This is a genomic window from Saccharopolyspora sp. NPDC050389, from assembly GCF_040655595.1.
Taxonomy (GTDB): domain Bacteria; phylum Actinomycetota; class Actinomycetes; order Mycobacteriales; family Pseudonocardiaceae; genus Saccharopolyspora.
In genome coordinates this window covers 1-20,857 of the sequence record NZ_JBFAKG010000136.1, presented here as the reverse complement: position 1 = coordinate 20,857, position 20,857 = coordinate 1, and the positions used below count along the sequence as shown (strand labels likewise).

The window sequence follows — 20,857 nt, the reverse complement described above, 5'->3', positions numbered from 1 at the left end:
CACCGACAGCCCCGTGAACGTCGGTATCCACCCCGGCTGCTCAACCCCGATCACCTGCACCAGTACATGATCCACTACCGCCCAGACCCGCGATTACGGGACAGGCTTTAGAGAGTCTCACCTTCGAGACCGCCCGGGGGGCACGAGCAACTCATATGGTATGACAGGCAACGCAAGCTATCTCGGCAGTGTCCGGTTCGACCGTTACAACGACGTGAAATCTAGACCGCGCCGAGAAAATCGAGATCTTGTTGCGCACGTGTCCTTTCCGGAATCGGCCGCCGTTTCCAACGGCGTCTAATCGACGATCTATCGGGACCGCGCAGCGGTCGAACCGTGCGCACCACCAAGGGTTCATCCAGGTGCCCCAAGGGGCAACGTCGAGCTGAACGAGGCTGCCTGAATGTTCGCAGTCCAGTGCCCGTTTGCGCCTCTCGCCCTGCCCCAGGTGGGGGTGTTGGCGCGTCTGAGTGGCCAGCGGTGCTTGGAGTACGGGAGGACTGTGAGACAGTCATGCGCCCCCGAGGACTTCTGGGACTGTCAACCGGGGTTCGGCGAGGGCCAGGCGAACGACGAGGTTGAGTAGGGGCACCGCCGCACCCGGGGCTGGCTTCGAAGTGACTGAGCCCGGGTCGCCGAGTCCACTGTTGTCGTTGCTACGGCGGTCTCGCCGCAACCGTCACAGGCGACCGCCAGCATGTGCGCTAGGCCCCGTGGTTCTGGGCTCATCCGGAAAGCACGCCAGCGCCAGCAATTCGTTTGCCAGCAAAAGTGCAGAAACACGCACCGCGCGGGAGGGAGAAGATTCTTCCCGCACTGTACGCAAGCCGTCGGCGAGGCCGGATCCGCCCTCGCCGGCTCGGCGGGTGTGGCCTTCATCCTGAGCGGGGACCAGGGGCGTGCGGTGTCTACTCCGGAAGGGTTTGTGCCACCTTCAAGCCGTGATGGGAGAGATGAGTTGTAAGGATCTGGGCCAGGACGCTGGCCGCGTCGTCGGTGTTCAGCAGACGGTCGGCCTCCGTATCCCCCGAGAGGAAGGCGAAGTGCCCGGGCAGAACGATGGCCCGGGTGAAGAAATCGCACAAGACGTCGAAGAACTCTTGATCTGAGCGATCGGGAACGGTCTTGCCAGCGCCGTCAGGCCAGCTTCCACGATCGTGTTGATGTATCGTCGGCGTGCGTTTCTCTGGTGTCGAGCCTCGCTGGAGGCACTCTCCTCGGTTACCTCCACCACTCGAAACCTGCTGGGGTCGCTGCCGGAGCCGCTACTCGGCCACTGGTCCGCTTCGCGGGCCTTCAGCAGGGCATCCTCCATCAAACCCGCGTGAACATGGTTCACGCGGGTGATCGCCTCATCGATGCTTTCCAGTTCGACCCGGTAGCGCGGCAGGTCGCTTTCCTGGACCTCGTGCGCTTCCTCCCGTCATGCGGTTCCGGTCATCGATCCAGGACTCTTCGGTACCGAAGGCCCGTTCGCGTTCTGATTCGATGGTGACTCACTCATTCGCTCTCCTCGGATGGCCGCTATGGATTCCGCCAGCCTCCCTGCTGTGCCGACAAACGAAGATCAGGCGTTGGCCTGTCACAGCGTAGTGCCAGCCAGGTGCGAGGGGCCGATTGCCGAGGAACCCGAATATGAGCGAGCCGGCCAAGGCCGCCAGGTGGTCCCGCTGAACACGCGGTGCCGGGCGCTGCGTTATTGCTGGCCGTTGGCCGCGTGGCTGACGGCCTCGACAGGGCGCCTGGAGCTCGAGTTCGCCTGCACGGGAACCGACAGCTCCGTGTCGGCGATGAACTGGTCCAGTTCCTCCTGCTTGATGCCGTAGCAATGCTCGGGCGCGGGGAAGGCACTGCGGCGGACTTCGTCGGCGTACTCGCTCACCGCATCGGTCATCGCGGACCGCATGTTGGCCCACCGCTTGGCGAACTTGGGCTGGAAGCCGTCGAAGATGCCCAGCAAGTCGTGGTAGACGAGCACTTGGCCGTCGGTGTCCGGACCCGCACCAATCCCGATCACCGGTATCTTCATGTGCGGCATGATGGCCTTGGTGACTTTGGCCGGAACCGCTTCGAAGACGATGGAGAAGCAACCAGCGGCTTGGAGACGTAGGGCATCGTCCAGCACCGATCGTGCTCGTTCGGCGGTGACGCCCTGGGCGCGGAACCCGCCCAGGGCCGTCGCGGTTTGCGGGGTCAGCCCGATGTGGCCCATGACCGGGATGCCGGCGCGGACGATCGCCCTCGCCCGCTCCGCCGACTCGCCGCCGCCCTCGAGCTTGACGACGTCGCAGCCGCCTTCCTTGACGAATCGAATCGCGGTGCTCACTGCCTGCTCGTTGGACACCTCGTAGGAACCGAAAGGCAGGTCGCCGACCAGCAGCGGGGTTTTCAGACCTCTGCGAACCGCCGCGGTCAGCATGATCATCTCTTCGATCGAGACCGGAACCGTCGTGGGATAGCCGAGCACGGTCATGGCGGCCGAATCGCCGACGAGGACCATGTCGACGCCAGCGGAATCGACCACCTGGGCGCTCGGGTAGTCGTAGGCCGTGATCATTACGATCCGTTCACCGCGGTGGCGTAGGTCGGCCAGTGCGTTCACCGTGACGGGTTTGCGGCTGGCTCCGGACTTGCCTTCAGGCTGGGGGTACGTGGACATCGCTCTACTCTCCTAGTCGTTCTTCCCGGCACGCTGGCCCGGACTCATTTCTGCACTGTCCGATTGAATGCCAAGTCTCTGGTTGCCTCGACGAGCGCGTCGAACAAGAACAGCGATTGCGGGCAGCGCTGTCCAACCGCGAATCGCTGGAGCGCCACGGTTTTCTCGTCGCCGCGAGCGATGGGCCCCGTCAACGCACGCGAGGCGCCGAGTTCCCCCCAGTTCCGAAAAGCCGTTTCCACCAACGGAAGGAATGCCCCGCGATCTACTCCCGCGGTAGCGGCCATGTCCTCGGCCAGGCCCAGCACCGTGACGAGGAAATTCGCGGCGACCGATGCCGCAGCGTGGTAGGCGGCGCGGTCGCCCTCCGCGACCGCGATAGGGCGCATGCCCAGGCTCATGGCCAACTTTCGTGCCACTTCTGACCCCAGCTGGGTAGTACCGGCGATCGCTGCAGCGCAACCGTCGAAGCTGGCAGGCGCGGCTCGTGTGATCGTCATCAGTGGATGCAGGGAGAATCCCTCGTGCTCACCCAGAACTCCGAGGCCGGTGGCGCCCGAGCAGTGTCCGACCACGATTCCCAGTCGCAACCGTGCCGCGACATCTGCGATAGCACCGTCCGGAACGCAAAGCAGGACCACGGGGGCATTCCCGACATCCGGATCACGCCCCAACGGGCCGACGATCTCCGTTCCCGCGTCGCGCAACGAACGTGCCAACGCGGTGCCCATCCGTCCCTGGCCGACGATTGCGACCGGGCCCTCCGGCAGATCTCGCGAGAGATGATCCATAGGTACCACCGAGTTCCTCATGATCATTGCCCTCCGCGAGCCCGGCCCGCCAATGGAAAACTCCTGACGGTTACGCGTCGCGTTGAGGTGACCGCGTCCATCAACTTCCCCATCAAGAACAATGCTGTTCCCTGACGGAACTTTGCCGAGATTGCCAGGTCTAGGAGTCCTCGTGCTTTAGGGACCGGCCGAGATTGAGACACTCCGGAATATGCCACTTAGCCTGGCGATCTGTCAGCGCCTCTTGCCCGTTCGTACCGACGCGAGTGGCCAAAGAGGAAGGCAGCCATCGGACACGCCAGCCAACGGTGACAACGCCGCCCGAAGCGCTAAGGCCACGGGGGATGAGCGTCTTCAAGGGCTACGCCAGTCCGGAACGACCCCCGCACTTCGGGTGGGCTCAACGGAGCAACGATAACCCTACGGCCACTGCCCGAGGCCGGCGGCGAGACTCGTTCCCTTGGTCAAGCCGCCGGCACCGCAGGACGGGATCGCGTCATGTCAATCCACCGGACCCACCTACATTTCCAGAGTGAGAGTGGCGGTCACGCCAACAGCAGTTGACCACCAGGCAATTCCAGGGGAACGCCCAGGTCGAGCGCTGCCGTGGCCAGGCAGGCGTAGGGAACGCTGCGCAAAACGCCGAGTGCCGCGCCGATGGAGGAGCTGGCGGAGGCGGCTTGAGCCCAAGTCCCCCTGCCCGCTCTCGTCGACGTCACCCGCCGGGAGCGATCATGACCACCTGGTGGTCTCCGGGCCGTCCGGTGAGGGCGTCCATCATCGCTGAGACCGGTCCGGAGTCCAGGGGGACGACGTCGGTGATGATCCGCTCGACCGGGACACGGCCGCCTCCGAGAAGATCCAAGGCCGCCTCGAAGGCGCCTCTGTTCTGGGCGAAGCTGCCCACGATCCGGATCTCCTTGGTGATGAGGGCGACCGAGTCCAGTTCCGCGGGCCGCTCGTTCACTCCGAGTGCGACGACCGTTCCCCGTGTCCGCACGCGTCGGGCCGCGTCCGCGAGCGCAGTCACCGAGCCCACGCACTCGAACACCACGTCTGCGTCCGGGCCCTGCTCATCGACGTCCACGGCGGTGATCCCGGTCGCGGTCAGGCGTGCGCGCCGTACGGGGTGCGGTTCCACCACCCGCACGTCCTCGACTCCCCGTAGCCGCAGCACGTGTGCCAGCAGGAAGCCGACCGTGCCGCCTCCGAGGACCGTGACAGTATCCGCTGCCGAAATTCCGGAGCGGTCGGCCGCGTGGACAGCGCAGGACAGCGGTTCCGTCAGCGCCGCGTGCTCCAGCGAAACACCGTCCGGCACCGCGTACACCGTGTGCTCGGGGACGACGACGGCTTCGGCGTAGCCGCCGGGGCGTGTGCCCAGGCCGAGGGAACTCAGCCGCCAGGGCTGTACAGGGCACAGGTGGTTGTCGCCTAGCCGGCAGTCGTCGCAGTCCCCGCAGCCCGCTTTCGGCCACACCACCACGGCCTGCCCCGCCGTCAGCCGCTCCCCGCCCGGTGCGGCGACGTGCCCGGAGATTTCGTGTCCGAGAACCGCGCCGGCCGGGACGAGGTGCGGCATCGCCCGCAGGTGCAGGTCGGAACCGCAGATGGCGCAGAACGCTACGTCCACGCGTACCCAGCCGGGCTCCAGCTCGCGTTCCTCGACCTCCGCGAGGTGCAGCCCGCGCTCCTCGGTGATGACCAGTGTCCTCAATTTTCCTCCACAGTCTTCTCAGCGTCCAGGAAAGCCCGGATCCGGGCGACCAGGACGTCCGGCTGCTCCTCGGCCGGGAAATGCCCGCAGGAGGCGATTTGCGCCCCCTCAAGCCGGGTGGCGTAGTCCCGCCACAGGTCGAGTACGGGCAGTGACCCCACCAGCCCTTCGGCGCCCCACGCCACGTGCACGGGCATTGTCAGGCGGCGGCCCGCAGCCGCGTCGGCCTCGTCGGCTTCCAGATCCTCATGGCGAGCGGCGCGGTAGTCGTCGAAGCTCGCGCGAAGCGCCCCGGGCTGTGCGTACGCTTCCGCGTAGTGCCGCAGGTCCGCCTCAGTGAACGCCTCGCGCCGGAATGCTCCGGCGGCCAGCATGAACCGGACGTACTCCCCGCCTTTTCCTTCGGTGAGGAACTCGGGGAGGTCGGGGACGAGGTGGAAGAGCCAGTGCCAGTACGCGGCCCCGACCCGTGCGTCCATGTGCCGCCACATTTCCAGCGTCGGTACGACGCTGAGCAGCATCAGGCGGCTGATCTCGTGCGGCCGCTCCAGTCCCCACCGGTGGGCCACGCGTGCGCCCCGGTCGTGCCCGACCACAACAGCCTGCGTGTATCCCAGCTCATGCATGAGTCCGCTCATGTCGGCGGACATGGTCCGCTTGTCGTAGCCGCCTCGGGGCCGGCTGGAAGCCCCGTATCCGCGCAGATCCGGCGCGACCACCGTATGGTCCCGCGCGAGGACGGGCAGAACGCGGCGCCAGGCGTAGCTGGTCTGCGGCCATCCGTGGAGGAACAGGATCAGCGGACCCTCTCCAGCGCGCCGTACATGGAACCGCAAACCGTCCACCGTCCGCGTCTCTTCCCGCACATGCATCGCCACGGCGGTTTACCTCCCGTCCGCTGGGACGGGAATTCCTGCGGTCCGCGGCGCGGGGAGGGGAACTTCTACGGCCCGCGCTGGGGACGTGAATTCCGTCAGGTAGCCGTCGTCGACCAGGGGGGCGGTGACGAGTTCGGGCAGGGGCGCGAGCAACTCGGCCAGGAGGCCGATCTTCTCCCTGTCGGCCGACACAGGCCGCTGCGGTTCCCCCAGCCGGTGTGCGGCGAAATCGGCTACCAGGTCGTCCATGATCTGCTGCGGCACCTGCGGGTCGGCGTCGTGCTCGCTCAGGATGAGGTCGAGCATGCGGGCGTGAACGAGCGCGACGGCCTCGTCATGGGTGAACGATCCGCCCGGACGGCTGCGCCACGCCTCGGTCAGTTCCCTTTCGACCCGCTCGGGCAGTGTCCCAGGCGGGTGTGAGGCGAACCGGTCCGAACGCAGAGCAGCGCGCGCCACTTGGTAGGCCATCACGGAGTTGTCGCCCGCGAAGGTCACATTGACCTCGAAGTCGGTCCGCAGGGTGACGATCTGGTTGTGGCAGTGGAACCCCTGCGACCCGCACATCTCGCGGGACGCGGCCAGGACGTCCAGGACCAGCCAGGAGCCGCATTTTCCGGTCGCGGTGAGCAGGTGCATGTTTTTACGGCCGGGGTCGGTGTGCCAGTCGCGTTCGACGCCCCTGACGACGGCGCGTTCCAGCAGGCGCAGCGCGAGGCAGCGCAGCTGGACCGGATACAGGCGGTCCAGGAACAGCGGCTCGTCCCGGAGGACCTTGCGGGTAGGCGTGCGGCGGGTTTCGCGGTGACCGGCGAACCGCCAGGTGAGGTGAGCTGCGAGTTCGGCGGCTCGCGCTCCGGCGCTGAGCGGGAAGATGCGTTCCTGGACGAAGGTCTCGATGGATTTCACGAAGCGGGCGCCGGCATCGGGAAGGGTGCTGGAAAAACGTCCGTCCGCGTCGATGCGCGAGTACCGCCCCATCAGCGCCTCGCGGGGGAGCCGGACCCCGGCGAAGCGGGCACCGCCGACCTGGTTGGCCTGGATACCTCCCTTCGGGTCGCACGACAGGATCGTGATACCCGGCAGGGGAGGACCGTTCTCCTCGTCCCGCAGCGGGACACGGAACCAGTGGTGGCCGACGTCTTCGCCGTCGATGACAAGGCGGGCCAGGACCATGCCGACGGTCGCGGCGTGTTTGATGTTTCCGATCCAGAACTTGCAGGCGGCGTCCGTGGGGGTGTCGAGCGTGAAACTCTGCTCCTCACGATTCCAGGAGACCGTCGTGCGGATCTCCCGCAGGTTGGTACCGCCGCCGATCTCCGTGCAGCAGAACGCGTAGACCTGGTGCATCCGCGTGATTTCGTCGTGGTATCGGGCGACCTGCTCAGGGGTGCCGTGGTTGAACAGCGCGCTCCCCGCGATGAGGTGATCGGTGATGGTCGAGGTGAGCGCGAAATCGAAGGCGCCCGTCAGGCCCATCACCTCGCACATGGACCGGAACGCGTGCTCCCGGGACTGGCCCATCCACATGTCGTTGTCGACGAGCCCCTCCCGGAAGATCGCTTTCATCCGGTCGATGGTCAGGTCCATGTACTCCCGCAAGGGCAGATCGTCACGCAGTCGCGGATCGAACAACTCCTGCCGCAGCAGGTCACGCATCGTCCGCCGGTAGGCGGAGACGTCCTGCGCCACGTCCAGGGCAGTCAACCGCTCCGCCTCCGTGGCATGGGCATGGGTTAAGAGAGGTTGCCCATTGGGGACTGAAGTTGCGGCCATGTGATCGAAATCCTCTCGATTCGTGGGCATCGCGCATTTTCAAAGGGGACTGTGCTAGTTGGGCAGGGCCCATCTAGCGGCCGTTCACCCACGGTGGCGGGAAAGCTGGGCCCAGCAAGACACACAGTTGGGCGGCCAAGAGGAACAAATCGGCACGGAAAAACCTCAAGGGTTCCGTGATTATCCAGTAAGGTGCATGGTCGAACTCATTTCTGCGCTACCCGGCAGCCGCCAGGTCTCTTGGTGCTTCGGCCAGGGCGTCAAACGCTCCCAACAAGTGCGGGTACTTGTCACTTCGTCGCTCCCGCCTACAAGCGTCGTCGCGATCGGAGTAACGAAAACCTCCTACATATCTCAGCTTCTGTCACACCTAGTTGCCCGAACGGCACATCATCCGGTGTCCTAACGGGCACGCCCCGCGACCTTGCTCCCAGACTTGCGCGAAAGTCAGTGGGCAAGTGGAAGGACGAGCAATGGAACTCTTCGCGCAAGGGCTCTTCGCCCCGGAATGCCCGGTGATCTTGGACAACGGTGACGTCTTGGTGGTGGAGATGCGGCGGGACCGCAGCGCCGTCACTCGTGTAGATGCGGAAACACGGGAACTGCGTGCTATTACGCTGACTGGAGGGTTCCCCAACGGACTGCTTCGTGATGCGCAAGGCAAGCTGTGGGTCGGCGAAGCGCACGAGCACGCGCTCATCCGCTACGACGCAGAGGGCAACGAGGAAGCACGCATTACGAATTGTGGGGACGAGCTTTTCCGCTGGCCCAACGACCACGTCATCGGCCGTGACGGTGCGATCTACATGACCGACTCCGGCGCGTGGGAGCACGAAGTGCTCGACCCCGTGAAGATGACCCTCAAGCCTGGTTGGTCTGACTATCCGTTCGATGGCCGGGTGTACCGGATTGATCGGGCGACGTTGGACGTGACGCGGATCGACAACGGCATTCGGTTCGCCAACGGTATTGCCTTCGACCGCCACGACCGGCTCTACGTGGCCGAGACCATTGGCGGGAATATCTACCGTTACGAGGTTTTCGGCGCCAATCCGCGACGCGAGTTGTTCGGCAATGTTTGGGACGGTGTGGCGCCCGACGGTTTCATTGGCCCGGACGGCATGAAATTCGGTGCAGACGGGCGCCTTTACTGCACGGTGATGGGTGCCGGGCACATCGTCGTCTTCGACGAGGCCGGCACGGTGGTGGAGCGTATCGAGACGAAGGGCAAGGCGCCGACGAACATCGCGTTCACCGAAGACGGACGGCACAAGATGTTCGTCACTGAGATCGCCAACGGCGCGATCGAGGTGCATGACGTCCCGTGCGATGGTTTACCCATCTATCGGGACTCGGTCGTCATCCCAGCTCAAAGGGACATCTCGCCCTCTCGCCACCGGGCGGAGACCAGCTCCGTGTGATCGGTGCTGGTGGTCCCGGGGAGCGGTCCGGTGTCGATCAGCTCCTGACGGCGCCAGTTGTCGATCGTCTGGACGCTGAAGCGGATTCGCGAGCGTGCCCCTTCTTATGTGACCAATACGCGGCGAATGGGCTGTCCTCGCCAGGAAACGTCTGAGAACCCGCGGCGGTGCAAGTTGCCAGGATGGGCCAAGCGGCTTCGCTGCTTCAAAGACAAAACCGCCAACAGGCTCTAAGCGTTGTGTCCAGCCGAGGGAGAAGGAAGAGACATGCCGGCAATCCGATTGGCAGCGCTGGGCGACAGCTTCGTCGAGGGCCGTGGCGATCCCGGCCTCGATGGCCCGTTCCACGGCTGGGTGCCCCGGCTGGCCGACCAGCTCGGGATACCGCGCCGGGGCGTGCTGAACCTGGGGGTGTATCAGGCGACCACCCAGGACGTCGTCGACGGGCAGCTTCCGGCCGTGCTGGCGAGAAAGCCCCCGATGATCGTCGTGAACGTCGGGGTCAACGATCTCGTCAGCGACTATGATCCCGAGCGGTTCCGGCGTAACCTGGGGACGATCTATTCGAGTCTTCGCGGCATGGACACCACGGTGTTCACCGCGTCCTATCCCGACATCCCGAAGAACCTGGCTGTTCCCGACGCTTTCCGGAGCCTGCTGCGGGACCGGTTCGCCGAGGCGAACTCTGTCCTGCGGGAGATCACCGTCGCGACCGGGACGCTCTGCCTGGACCTGACAGCGATGCCCGGTTGGGCTGAGGCGCGGGTGTGGGCGGCGGACGGAATACATCCCAACGCCGCGGGTCACCAGCTTTTTGCCGACCAGCTGACCGAATTCGCCGCGCGGGCGACGGGTCTGGTGCAGCCCGCCCTGCTCGTCGGTGGGTAACCGCGCGACCAGAGATCTGCCTGTCCCACATTCCGCGACCGAGCCGACGAAGTCCCGGTGGCCCGAACCTAAACCTTGCCCGACGGCGGCACCTGTCTTCGTGCTGCCCACCCACCGAAACGACTTTGTGAGGAAGAACGTGAGCGAGGGGACGAATCCGATGGACCGGGACTTGACCGACCGGCGGCTGGCGAACAATCCCATTGCCATCGTGGGCATGGCGGGTCTATTCCCGATGGCGCGCAACTACCGCGAGTTCTGGCAGAACATCGTCGACGGCACGGACTGCACCGAGGAGGTGCCGGAATCCCGTTGGCGCCTTGAGGACTACTACGACCCCGACCCGTCGGTGCCGGACAAGACCTATTCGCACCGCGGCGGTTTCGTCCCGGACGTGGATTTCAGCCCGCTGGAGTGGGGGCTGCCGCCCAACCAGCTTGATATCACCAGCACGATGCAGCTGCTGAGTCTCGGCGTCGCCCGTGACCTCCTCCGGCACAGCGGGGCGGTGGGCTCGGCGTGGTACGACGCGTCCACCACGGGCTGCGTCCTGGGCACGACCGGATCGGTGCCGCTGGTGCACCCGCTGGCCGCCCGGCTGTCCACCCCGGTGCTCAAGGAGGTCGTGCGCAGCTGCGGGCTGACCACCGAGGACGCGGAGCAGATCGCGGAGAAGTACGCCCAGGCATTCACCCGGTGGGAAGAGACCACCTTCCCGGGGCTGCTCGCCAACGTCGTCGCCGGGCGCGTCGCGAACCGCCTCGGTCTGGGCGGCATGAACTCCACTGTGGACGCCGCGTGCGCCGCGTCGCTGTCGGCGGTCCGGGTGGCCATCGCCGAACTGGTGGACGGCCGCGCGGACATGATGATCACCGGCGGGGTGGACACCGACAACTCCATCTTCGGGTTCATGTGCTTCAGCAAGACCCAGGCCCTGTCGCGCAGCAGCAAGATCAGCCCGTTCTCGGACGCCGCGGATGGGACGCTGCTCGGCGAAGGTGTGGGCATGCTCGCGCTGCGGCGGCTCTCCGACGCCGAGCGGGACGGCAACCGGATCTATGCGGTGATCCGCGGCCTCGGTTCCTCCAGCGACGGCCGGTCGAACAGCATCTACGCCCCGCTGGCGAAGGGGCAGCGGGTGGCGCTGGACCGCGCCTACGTGGACGCGGACTGCTCACCCGCCTCGGTCGAGCTGTTCGAGGCCCACGCCACCGGAACGCCGGTCGGCGACCGCACCGAGCTGACCGCACTGGGCGGCCTGCTGCGCGAGTCGTCGGAGGAGCAGCACTTCGCCGCGCTGGGAAGCGTCAAGTCCCAGATCGGCCACACCAAGGGCGCGGCGGGCACCGCGAGCCTGATGAAGCTCGCGCTGAGCCTCTACAACAAGACGCTGCCGCCCACCATCAATGTCGAGCGCACCAACCCGTCGGTCGACTTCTCCGGCGCGCCGTTCTACGTCAACGTCAAGACCCGCCCGTGGATCCGCGACCCGCACCGCCCGGTGCGTCGCGCCGCCGCCTCGGCGATGGGCTTTGGTGGCACCAACTTCCACTTCGTGCTGGAGGAACACACGCAGGACCGCTCGGAGATCGAGATGCTGCACCGCGCCGCGCGCGCATACCTCTGGCATGCCGAGACCCCGCACGAGCTGCTGGAACTGGTCCGGTCGGACGCTCCGTCGCAGGACGGTGGTCCGATTCCGGCGGCCCACGCCCGGATCGGTTTCGTCGCCGCGGACGAGGCGACCGCACAGGAACTGAGGGACCTGGCCGCCGAGCAACTCGCGGGCGCGCTGGACGCGGAGCACTGGACGCACCCGAGGGGTGTCTTCTACCGCATGCGGGCACAGCCGGACCTCAAGGTCGGTGCGCTGTTCGCGGGCCAGGGTAGCCAGTACCTCGATATGGGCCTGGAAGCCGCGCTGAACAACCCTGCGGTCGGCGCGGCCTTCGACGCCGCGAACGCCTCGTTCGACGGGGCGAGCACGCGGCTGGCGCAGGTCGTCTACCCGCCCACGCTGCTGGACGCCGAGCTCCGGCAGGAACAGGAAGCCGCGCTGCGCAAGACCGAGCACGCCCAGCCGGCGATCGGTGCGCTGTCGGCCGGCCAGTTCCGCTACCTGTCTTCGCTGGGCCTGGAGTGCTCCGGCTTCCTGGGGCACAGCTTCGGTGAGCTGACCGCCCTGTGGGCGTCGGGCGCGATCGCCGACGCCGATTTCTTCCGGCTCGCGCGGGCGCGCGGGGAGGCGATGGCTCCGCCTGCCGACGAACCGGGCGCCGACCCCGGCACGATGGCGGCGGTGCAGGCCGGCCGGGAGCAGGTCACCGAGATGCTGGCGGACTTCCCGGACGTCGTGGTGTGCAACAACAACGCGCCGGACCAGGTGGTCGTGGGCGGCCCCACTGCCGACGTGGATGCCTTCGTCGTCGCGTGCGCCAAGCGGGAGCTGCCCGCCCGCCTGCTGCCGGTGGCGGCGGCCTTCCATACCTCGCACGTCGCACACGCGGTCGAGAAGTTCCGGCCGGTCGTCGCGTCCGTCCGGATCGGCGAGCCGAGCGCCCCGGTCTACGCCAACAGCCCGGCTGCGAAGTATGGCGCGGACCCGGACAGCAACGCCGAAACGCTGGTGCGTCAGCTGCTCGAGCCCGTCGAGTTCGCCGAAGCCGTGGAGTCGATGTACGTCGATGGCTGCACGGTGTTCGTCGAGTTCGGCCCGAAGCAGGTGCTGACCCAGCTGGTGCGGCGCACGCTCGCCGACGAGCCGGTCGTCACGATCCCCACCGACGGCGGGCCGCTGGGCGACAGCGACCTCTCGCTGAAGCAGGCGGCCGTGCGGCTGGCGGTGCTCGGTGTGCCGCTGAACGGCATCAACGGCCACCTCGCCGCCGACTTCGAAGAGGTCACGCCGACCGGGATGACCGTGCCGATTTCCGCCGCCGAACACGTGCCCGCTGAGCGCCGCGCCGCCTACGAGGCCGGTTTGGCCGACGGTTTCGAGGTTTCCGCACTCAGCCGGGCGGCCACCACGCCCGCAACCGAGATCCAGTCCATGTCCACTGTGGACGAGTTCGTGCGTGAGAGGGACCAGATGAACGAGCCGCAGGCCGCCGCACCCATCACCAACGGGCAGGCCCAGTCGACGCCCGCCTACCAGGCTCCCGCGGCCATTCCGGATGGCGACGACGCGGTGCGTCAGCACGTCGCGCTGCACACGCAGTACCTGGACGGGCAGCTTCAGGTCGCCGAGGCCCTGACCGGGCTGCTGCGCGACCACCGGCAGTGGGACCGCCCGGACTCGCGGCTGCCGGAGGTCGTGGAGAGCGTGAAGAACCAGAGCATCGCGATCTCGCAAGCACACGCCCGGGCCAATGAGGTGCTGGCGGAGCTCGCCACCCTCGAACAGGGCGGGCAGCGCTCCTCCGAGGCCCGGGCGGCGGTGTTCACCGAAGCCACTACCGTGCAGGCCCCCACCCAGCGGGCGCTGACCACCCGGCCGGCACCGGAACAGCTCCCGGCCGTTCCCGAGCCGCAGCCGGCCGTGCCGGCGCCCGCCTCGCCCGGATCTCCTGCGGTGCAGGAGGAATCGAATCCTGAGCCGGTCGTGGAGGCAGCGGTTCCCGCCTCGGGTGGGGTCGATGTGGCGTCGGTGAGGTCGGCGTTGTTGGAGGTGGTGTCGGAGAAGACGGGTTATCCGGTGGAGATGGTGGATCCGGGGATGGATCTGGAGTCGGATCTGGGGGTGGATTCGATCAAGCGGGTGCAGATCTTGGGGGTGTTGCAGGAGCGGTTTCCTGGGTTGCCTGTGGTGGGTCCGGAGCAGCTGGGGGAGCTGCGGACGGTGGATCAGATCTCCGGTTTCCTGGTGGCCGACGCGGGTGATGCGGCCCCAAAAGCGCCGGCCCGCTGAGGGACGGGGCCGCGCCCGCCGAGGGCCCGGTGCCCACACCTCGGCACAAGGTGGAGCTGGTTCCGCTTCCCGGACGTGATCTGCTCGGTGACGCCTACGCCGCCGAGCCCGTGGCCGTGGTGGTCGACCGCGGCGGCGACGACGCCGATGCGGTCGTCAGCGGGCTGCAGGCGCGCGGGTGGACCGTGCGCCGCGTGGACCTCAGCGGTTCGCCGGCCGTGTTCGACGGCGAGACCACCGAACTGGAAAGTGTTCTGGCACAACGCCTTCAGGGTCGCGTGGACCTGTGCGTGAGCCTGCTGGACTGCGACACGTGGGACGCCGGCGTCCGGCAGGTCGCGGAGACGATCCTGGTGGCCAAGCACGCGCACGCCGCGCTCACCGAAACCGCCGAAGCGGGGTCGAGGGCGGGCTTCGTCACGGTGACCCGGCTCGACGGCGGTCTCGGACTCCGGGGCAGGCGCCCCGCCGCGGAGGCGCTGGCCGGTGGCGTCGGCGGTGTGGTCAAGACGCTGGCCCGCGAGGCAACCGGCGTGTTCTGCCGGGCACTCGACGTCGACCCGGACGTGGACCGCGACGACTTCGTCGCCGCGCTGCTCGGGGAAATCGCCGACGCTGCCACCGACACCGCCGAAGTCGGCGTCGACGTCGCCGGAGCCCGGTGGACGGTCGTGCCCGGCGAGTTCCGGTTCGCCGTCGCGCAGCGCGAGGAGATCGGCGGCGACGTCCCGGACATCGGCGTCGACGCCGGGGACACGCTGGTCGTCACCGGGGGAGCCAGGGGAGTCACGGCCCTGTGCGTCCGTGCGCTGGCGCAGCACACGGAGGCGGCGTTCGTCCTGCTGGGCCGCACGGCACTCGCCGACGAGCCGTCCTGGGCGCGAGGAGTCGCCGACTCCGAGCTCAAGGCCGCGGTGATCGAGGACATCAAGGCAGGCGGCGAGCGCCCCACACCTCGCGAGGTCGAGCGGCGCTACCGCGACCAGATCGCTCAGCGGGAAATCCGCGCGACGATCGAAGCGGTACGCCGGGCAGGAGCCGAGGCCGACTACATCGCGGTCGACGTCACCGACCCCTATGCCGTCAGCATCGCGCTGGCTCCGCTGCGGGACCGGATCACCGGCGTGGTGCACGGCGCCGGGGTGCTCGCCGACGCGTACCTGATGGACAAGACCGGCGATGAGATCCACCGCGTGTTCCAGACCAAGCTCACCGGCCTGCGCACGGTCCTCGACGTGCTCGACGCCGATTCGCTGCGGCACCTCGTGCTGTTCACGTCCGTCGCCGGTCTGCTCGGCAATGCGGGCCAGGCGGACTACGCGGCGGCGAACGAGGCGCTGTGCCGGCTCGCGGCGAGCTGGAAGCGGCAGCGCCCCGACTGCCACGTCACGGCGATCGACTGGGGCGCGTGGGATGGCGGGATGGTCACGCCCGGACTCCGCGACCACTTCCAGGCCCGCGGCGTGCGGCTGCTGGATCCCGAGGTCGGTGCCCAGGCGTTCGTCGAGCAATTCGGCAAGGAGCATGCCGACGACGTGTGCGTGCTGGTGGGCGAGAACAAGTCGCTGTCGGCCGGCGGCCCGGGCGCGGTGGCCTCGTTCACCGCGCATCGCGACATCGCGACGCTGGCCGGAGACCCGGTGCTCGGCGCTCATGTCGTCGGCGAACACGCGGTGCTGCCCGCCACGTTCGGGCTCGGCTGGATGATCCACGTCGTGGAACGCGCGCACCCGGGACGGCGGGTCGTCGAGGTTCGTGATTTCCAGGTGTACAAGGGGATCCTGTTCGATGGCTCGCTGGCGGGCAGCCAGCACGTCGTCGTGGAGCCGGCCGGTCACGTGGACGGCAATGCCCTCGTGAAGGTGTCGGTGCGCACTGACACAGGCGCGGCGCTGCCGGTGCTGCACTACGCGGCGACGCTCATGCTCTCGACGGCGCTTGTGGACACTCCGCCGGTGTTCGGCTGGACACCCGGACCTCTGGGCGAAGGCCCGGAGAACGGACTCGACATCTACCGCGACGCCATCCTGTTCCACGGTCCGGAGCTGCAAGGCTTGCGGCGAGTGCTCCACCACTCGGACGATCGCCTGGTGCTGGAGTGCCGGCTTCCTGACACCGTGGTCGGCTTCGGCGCCTACCGGGGAGAACTGCACAGCCCGGTGCTCTGCGACCTGCTTCTGCAGGGGCCGTCGGTGCACGGCAACCGGCTGCTCGGGCAGGCCAGTCTCCCGCTGGGATTCGGACGGGCGGAGTACTTCGCGGCCCTGCCCGGCGACGAACCGTTCGTGCTGGTCGTCGACGACGTGCGACAGGCCGCGGCCGCCATCACGGTTACCGCCACGGCCTGCGACCAGCAGGGACGTGTGCTGCAGCGGTGGCACGACGTCGAGATGGTGGCGACACCGGAGATGCCGGAAAAGTTCCGCGAGGGAACCCGGCGGTGGCTGGCGGAATGAGCACGCACACAACGCCGAGTACACGCCGAAGCGCACTGGGGACACCCGGAGGAGAAGCAGCGATGAGCGACGAACTGGAGGGGCTGGGCTTCGACGGCGAGCCCTTCAACCCCTTCGCCGGGACCACCGGGGACCCGACAGGCGGGGCACCGGAGACCCTGCAGCGGACATCGGCGGCACGGCAGGCTCCGGTGACGCAGCCGCTGGCAGCCAGCCGGACCGCGGGAGCCAGCCACATCGCCGCGGTGGCACGGGAAATGCGCACTGCAGTCGCCAACGCGCACCGGAACGCGCTGCACGCGCAGATGTTGTTGCAGGCCAGGACGCTCAGCCAGTGCGGTGCGGCTCTCGCGGTACCCGCCACCGGGACGCAGCTCTTCGAGGTCGTCGACGGGCATATCCGCCCGATCAGCGTTCCGCGGTCGCTGCGGGCCGTGCCGTTCGTGACGACCGAAGCCCGGTTCAAACCGCTGGCCCGCAGCGAGAAGTCGCGGCTCGACCGGGACGATCTCGGCCGGCTGACCGAAGGAGACATGACCGGGGTTTTCGGCCCGGGCTACCTCCAACCCGGCTGCAACCCGTCGGTGAAGCTCGCGGCGGGGACGACCCTGCTGCTGGACGAGGTCACCCGGATCGAGCTGCGTGGCGGAAGCAGCGGACGCGGCCAGGTGGTCGCGTCGGCGGGTCCGCTCGACGGCACACCCGAGTCGCTGATCGCGGCCGCCCGTCAGGTCGCCGAGATCTTCGCGCTGTACCTGGGTTTGCACCTCTGTCTCGCGGACGCGACCTTCACACCCGGCGACGGCAGTGGCGATCCGGCGCGCAGCGAGGTCGAACTCGCCCGGCCCGGTCCGCTGCGTTCCGCGGAGATCCGGCTCGACGTCACCGACGTCGATCTCGTTCCCCGGCCGCACCTCCGCGTCAACGTGGAAGTCCGCTCCGGCGGCGCGGTGGCCGGGCGGGTCCTCGGTCTTTCCCTGGCACTCGTGGAGAAACCCGGCGTCCCGATCGGGCCGGCTCGCGGTGGCATCCTCCCGGCGTTCCTCGGAAGGTACTCCGCCGCCGGTGAGCAGACGGTGATCAGCGAGTTCCACATCGCCCACTTCGCCCGCGGCAGCCACGGGATCGCCTTCGGCCCGGAGTTCGCGCACTACTCCGGCCGCAGGGCGACCCGGGTGCCCGACCGGGGACTGACGCTGGTGGACCGGCTGGTGTCCCTGGACGGCCAGCGCGGCAAGCTCGACGGCGCGAGTTATGAGACCGAGTACGACTCGCCCGCCGATTCCTGGTATTACGCCGACACCGCCAACGCTTCCATGCCGAACATGGTCTACATGGAGACTTCGCTGCAGTCGGCGTTGTCGATCGGGTACTTCCTCGGGCCGACATTGTCCCATCCGGAAGCGCCCGTCAGCCTCCGCAACCTCGGCGGAACCGCGACCGTGCTGCGCGAGGTCGACCTGCGGGACAAGACGATCCGCCAGCAGTCCAAGTTGCAGTCGACCACGCTCAACAACGGTGCGTCGCTGCAGAGCTGCTCCTACACGATGCTGGTGGACGGCGAGCCGTTCTACGAAGGCGAGACCCTGTCCGGCTACTTCAGCGAAGCGGCCATGTCCAACCAGACCGGCCTCGACGCGGGCCGGAACGTGCCGACCTGGCTGGAGCAACAGCAACCGCGTCCGGCCACCCGCACGATCGACGTGGCCGCCCGCCGCGCCGACCCCTCGGCCCCGCTGTGCGCTCGCGACCACCTCGCGTTGCTGGATGACGTCCAGGTCGTCGACGAGGGCGGGAACTACGGGAAGGGCTACCTCCGCGCGGTCCGCCGGATTGACCCGGACGACTGGTTCTTCGCCCGGCACTTCCCACGCGACCCGGTGATCCCCGGTTCGCTGGGCGTCGAGACGGTCATCCAGGCGATGCAGGAATGGCTGCTGGACGCGGGACTGGGCGAGGGAATGTCAGACCCGGGATTCATTCTCCCGGTCGGTGCGCCGTCCACCTGGAAGTACCGCGGCCAGTTCCTGCCCACCGACGGTGAGGCCACCCTCGAAGTGCACATCAAAGACGTCCGCCGCGGGCCGGGCCGCGTGCGGGTGACCGGCGACGCCAGCATGTGGAAGCCGGGCCTGCGGATCTACGAACTCACCGACATCGCGGTCGAACTGCGCGAGGAAGGAGCACAGCCATGGTGACGCCGACCGGCGCGGTACCTGAGGTCGGGCGCGACGCGGGTTCGGTCCACGCGCACCTGCTGAACCTCGACCGGCCGTTCTACCTGGTCCGAGACGCCCACGGCATCGCCGCCGCGGGCAGCGCCGAGCATGCGCCGGGCGCCCAGGTGCTCGCCGCCGTGCCCCCGCTGCCACCGTCGGCGTTGGGGGACAAGCGGTTCCGCACCGCCCACGGTGTCCGGCAGCCGTACATGGCGGGCTCGATGGCCAACGGCATCGCCTCGGCGAGGATGGTGATCGCCCTGGCCGAGCAGGGTTTCCTCGCCTCTTACGGTGCGGCCGGGGTCGTCGCACAGCGGGTCGACGAGGAACTCGCGCACATTCGCGCCCGCCTGCGGGGCATTCCCTTCGCGTGCAACCTCATCCACAGCCCGAACGAGCCGGCGATGGAACGGTCGACGGTGGACCTCTGCCTCAAGCACGAGGTCCGCACCATCGAAGCGTCCGCGTTCCTCGACCTGACGCCGCAGATCGTGCGGTACCGGCTGGCGGGCCTGACCCGCGAGGCCGGCGGGAAGGTCGTCGCGCACAACAAGGTCATCGCCAAAGTCTCCCGCACCGAGGTCGCCGAGAAGTTCCTGCGCCCTGCACCGGAGGCCATGGTGCGGGAACTTCTCGCCTCGGGAGCGATCACGGCCGACCAGGCTGAGTGGTCGCGCCAGATCCCCGTGGCCGACGACGTCACCGCCGAAGCGGACTCCGGCGGGCACACCGACCGCCGGCCGTTGGTCGTGCTTCTCCCGGAGATCATCGCGGTGCGCGACCGCGTGCAGCGTGAGTTCGGCTACGGGCAGCAGGTCCGGGTCGGGGCGGCCGGGGGCATCGGCACCCCGGACGCGGCAGCCGCCGCGTTCGCCCTGGGCGCCGCCTACGTGGTGACCGGGTCGATCAACCAGGCCACGGTGGAGGCGGCGCAGTCGTGGGAAACCAAGCGGCTGCTGGCCGGGGCGGGCGTAACCGACTGCGACATGGCGCCCTCGGCCGACATGTTCGAGATGGGCGTCGAAGTGCAGGTCCTCAAGCGCGGCACGATGTTCGCCGCCAGGGCCAAGCGCCTCTACGACGTCTACCGGGCCCACGACGGGATCGAGTCGATTCCCGCCGCGGAGCGCGCCGGCCTGGAGGAGCGGATCTTCCAGCGACCGCTGGACGAGGTGTGGCAGGACTGCGTCAGGTTCTTCCAGGAGCGCGATCCCGAGCAGATCAGCCGGGCACACGACAACTCGAAGCGCCGGATGGCGCTGATCTTCCGGTGGTACCTGGGACTCTCCTCAGGCTGGAGCATCTCCGGCACCGAGGGGCGGGTGGCCGACTACCAGGTCTGGTGCGGTCCCGCGATGGGTGCGTTCAACAACTGGGTCGAGGGAACCTACTTGGCCGCCGTCGAGAACCGCCACGCGGCGGAGCTGGCCACCCATGTCATGCGTGGTGCGGCGTTCACGAGCCGGGTGAACCAACTGCGCCTAGCCGGCGCCCGGCTGCCCGCCCGCGCCTGTTCGTACGTCCCCGCACCCCTGGATTCCGGCGCTTGGAGGAATCAGGAGTAAAGCCATTGCGGCCCCCTCTTCATCGTCCGCTGCGGACACGTCCTGGCTGGTGTGCCCGGGCTGCTCGGCCATGGTGTACCTGGCCGCCGTGTTCGGAACCAGCGAGAAAAGCGTGGCGGAAGGCTTTCCCGCATGTTCACGAGGTCGGGCTACCGCTCCCGCGTCGAGTTGGCCGCAGCGATGCTCACCGGCGACTTCCCGACCGGATCGGCCAACGGGTCGTGGTGAACCGGATTCGCCGCACCCCCACCCGGCCTCATCTGCCCGCGTGGTCCGCCTCCGTTCGACGACGCGACACCAGGCCCACCGGGACGTCGCAACGCTCGGTCTGCGCCTCGGTCATCTCAACCAGATGGCCGTGCCGCCCGCGCCAGCCGAGCCCGCTGGTTCGTTGTTCTCGGGAAGCGATCAGCCCGGGCACGGCTGGTACTGGTTCCGGCGGGACCGGCCCGCGGAGTGGATCGGACACCGCTATCCGGCACCCGGGTGGGAAAAGCTGCTGCCGCGCATCGACATCGCCGAGGGTGGGCTGAGCCTCGTGCCGATCCCGGCCGGGCTGATGGTGCGCAGATCTGAGGCG

12 protein-coding genes are annotated in these 20,857 nt (G+C 68.1%); 7 read left to right on the top strand and 5 right to left on the bottom strand.

The window, feature by feature from the left end:
- Window positions 1-1,696: 1,696 nt before the first annotated feature.
- From panB to AB0I53_RS45685, 5 genes are all read right to left on the bottom strand, one after another.
- Entirely contained in the window at window positions 1,697-2,659 is a 963-nt protein-coding gene (gene panB, locus AB0I53_RS45705) for a 3-methyl-2-oxobutanoate hydroxymethyltransferase (protein WP_358616436.1), read from the bottom strand.
- Between the two features lie 44 nt (window positions 2,660-2,703).
- Window positions 2,704-3,477, bottom strand: a complete 774-nt coding sequence (locus tag AB0I53_RS45700; RefSeq protein WP_358616433.1) for a Rossmann-like and DUF2520 domain-containing protein — start codon at window positions 3,475-3,477, stop codon at window positions 2,704-2,706.
- 688 nt (window positions 3,478-4,165) lie between these two features.
- Window positions 4,166-5,167, bottom strand: a complete 1,002-nt coding sequence (locus AB0I53_RS45695) for an alcohol dehydrogenase catalytic domain-containing protein (protein ID WP_358616430.1) — start codon at window positions 5,165-5,167, stop codon at window positions 4,166-4,168.
- The gene (locus AB0I53_RS45690; protein ID WP_177226983.1) at window positions 5,164-6,039 is read right to left on the bottom strand and encodes an alpha/beta hydrolase; all 876 of its coding nucleotides are present in this window, start codon (window positions 6,037-6,039) and stop codon (window positions 5,164-5,166) included. Before AB0I53_RS45690 ends, AB0I53_RS45695 begins: the two co-directional genes overlap by 4 nt.
- Before the next feature lie 12 nt (window positions 6,040-6,051).
- A complete protein-coding gene (locus AB0I53_RS45685; protein ID WP_358616428.1) occupies window positions 6,052-7,752 on the bottom strand; it encodes a hypothetical protein in 1,701 nt (566 codons plus the stop codon).
- A 542-nt stretch (window positions 7,753-8,294) separates the two neighbouring features.
- On the opposite strand from AB0I53_RS45685, the gene AB0I53_RS45680 reads away from it, so the two are divergent.
- From AB0I53_RS45680 to AB0I53_RS45650, 7 genes are all read left to right on the top strand, one after another.
- Window positions 8,295-9,242 carry an SMP-30/gluconolactonase/LRE family protein gene (locus AB0I53_RS45680; RefSeq protein ID WP_358616425.1) on the top strand — a complete coding sequence of 316 codons (948 nt, stop codon included), beginning with the start codon at window positions 8,295-8,297 and terminating at the stop codon, window positions 9,240-9,242.
- A 267-nt stretch (window positions 9,243-9,509) separates the two neighbouring features.
- Complete coding sequence (locus tag AB0I53_RS45675) at window positions 9,510-10,130, top strand: SGNH/GDSL hydrolase family protein (RefSeq protein ID WP_358616423.1); 621 nt, start codon at window positions 9,510-9,512, stop codon at window positions 10,128-10,130.
- 139 nt (window positions 10,131-10,269) lie between these two features.
- The gene (locus AB0I53_RS45670) at window positions 10,270-14,037 is read left to right on the top strand and encodes a beta-ketoacyl synthase N-terminal-like domain-containing protein (protein ID WP_358616421.1); all 3,768 of its coding nucleotides are present in this window, start codon (window positions 10,270-10,272) and stop codon (window positions 14,035-14,037) included.
- Between the two features lie 29 nt (window positions 14,038-14,066).
- On the top strand, window positions 14,067-16,493 hold the full coding sequence (locus AB0I53_RS45665; protein ID WP_358616418.1) for an SDR family NAD(P)-dependent oxidoreductase: 2,427 nt from the start codon (window positions 14,067-14,069) through the stop codon (window positions 16,491-16,493).
- Window positions 16,494-16,555: 62 nt separating this feature from the next.
- The gene (locus AB0I53_RS45660; protein ID WP_358616415.1) at window positions 16,556-18,691 is read left to right on the top strand and encodes a beta-ketoacyl synthase; all 2,136 of its coding nucleotides are present in this window, start codon (window positions 16,556-16,558) and stop codon (window positions 18,689-18,691) included.
- Entirely contained in the window at window positions 18,685-20,277 is a 1,593-nt protein-coding gene (locus tag AB0I53_RS45655) for a PfaD family polyunsaturated fatty acid/polyketide biosynthesis protein (RefSeq protein WP_358616413.1), read from the top strand. Before AB0I53_RS45660 ends, AB0I53_RS45655 begins: the two co-directional genes overlap by 7 nt.
- A 268-nt stretch (window positions 20,278-20,545) precedes the next feature.
- Window positions 20,546-20,857, top strand: a 312-nt coding sequence (locus AB0I53_RS45650) for a hypothetical protein (RefSeq protein ID WP_358616411.1), incomplete at its 3' end; no start/stop codon positions are given.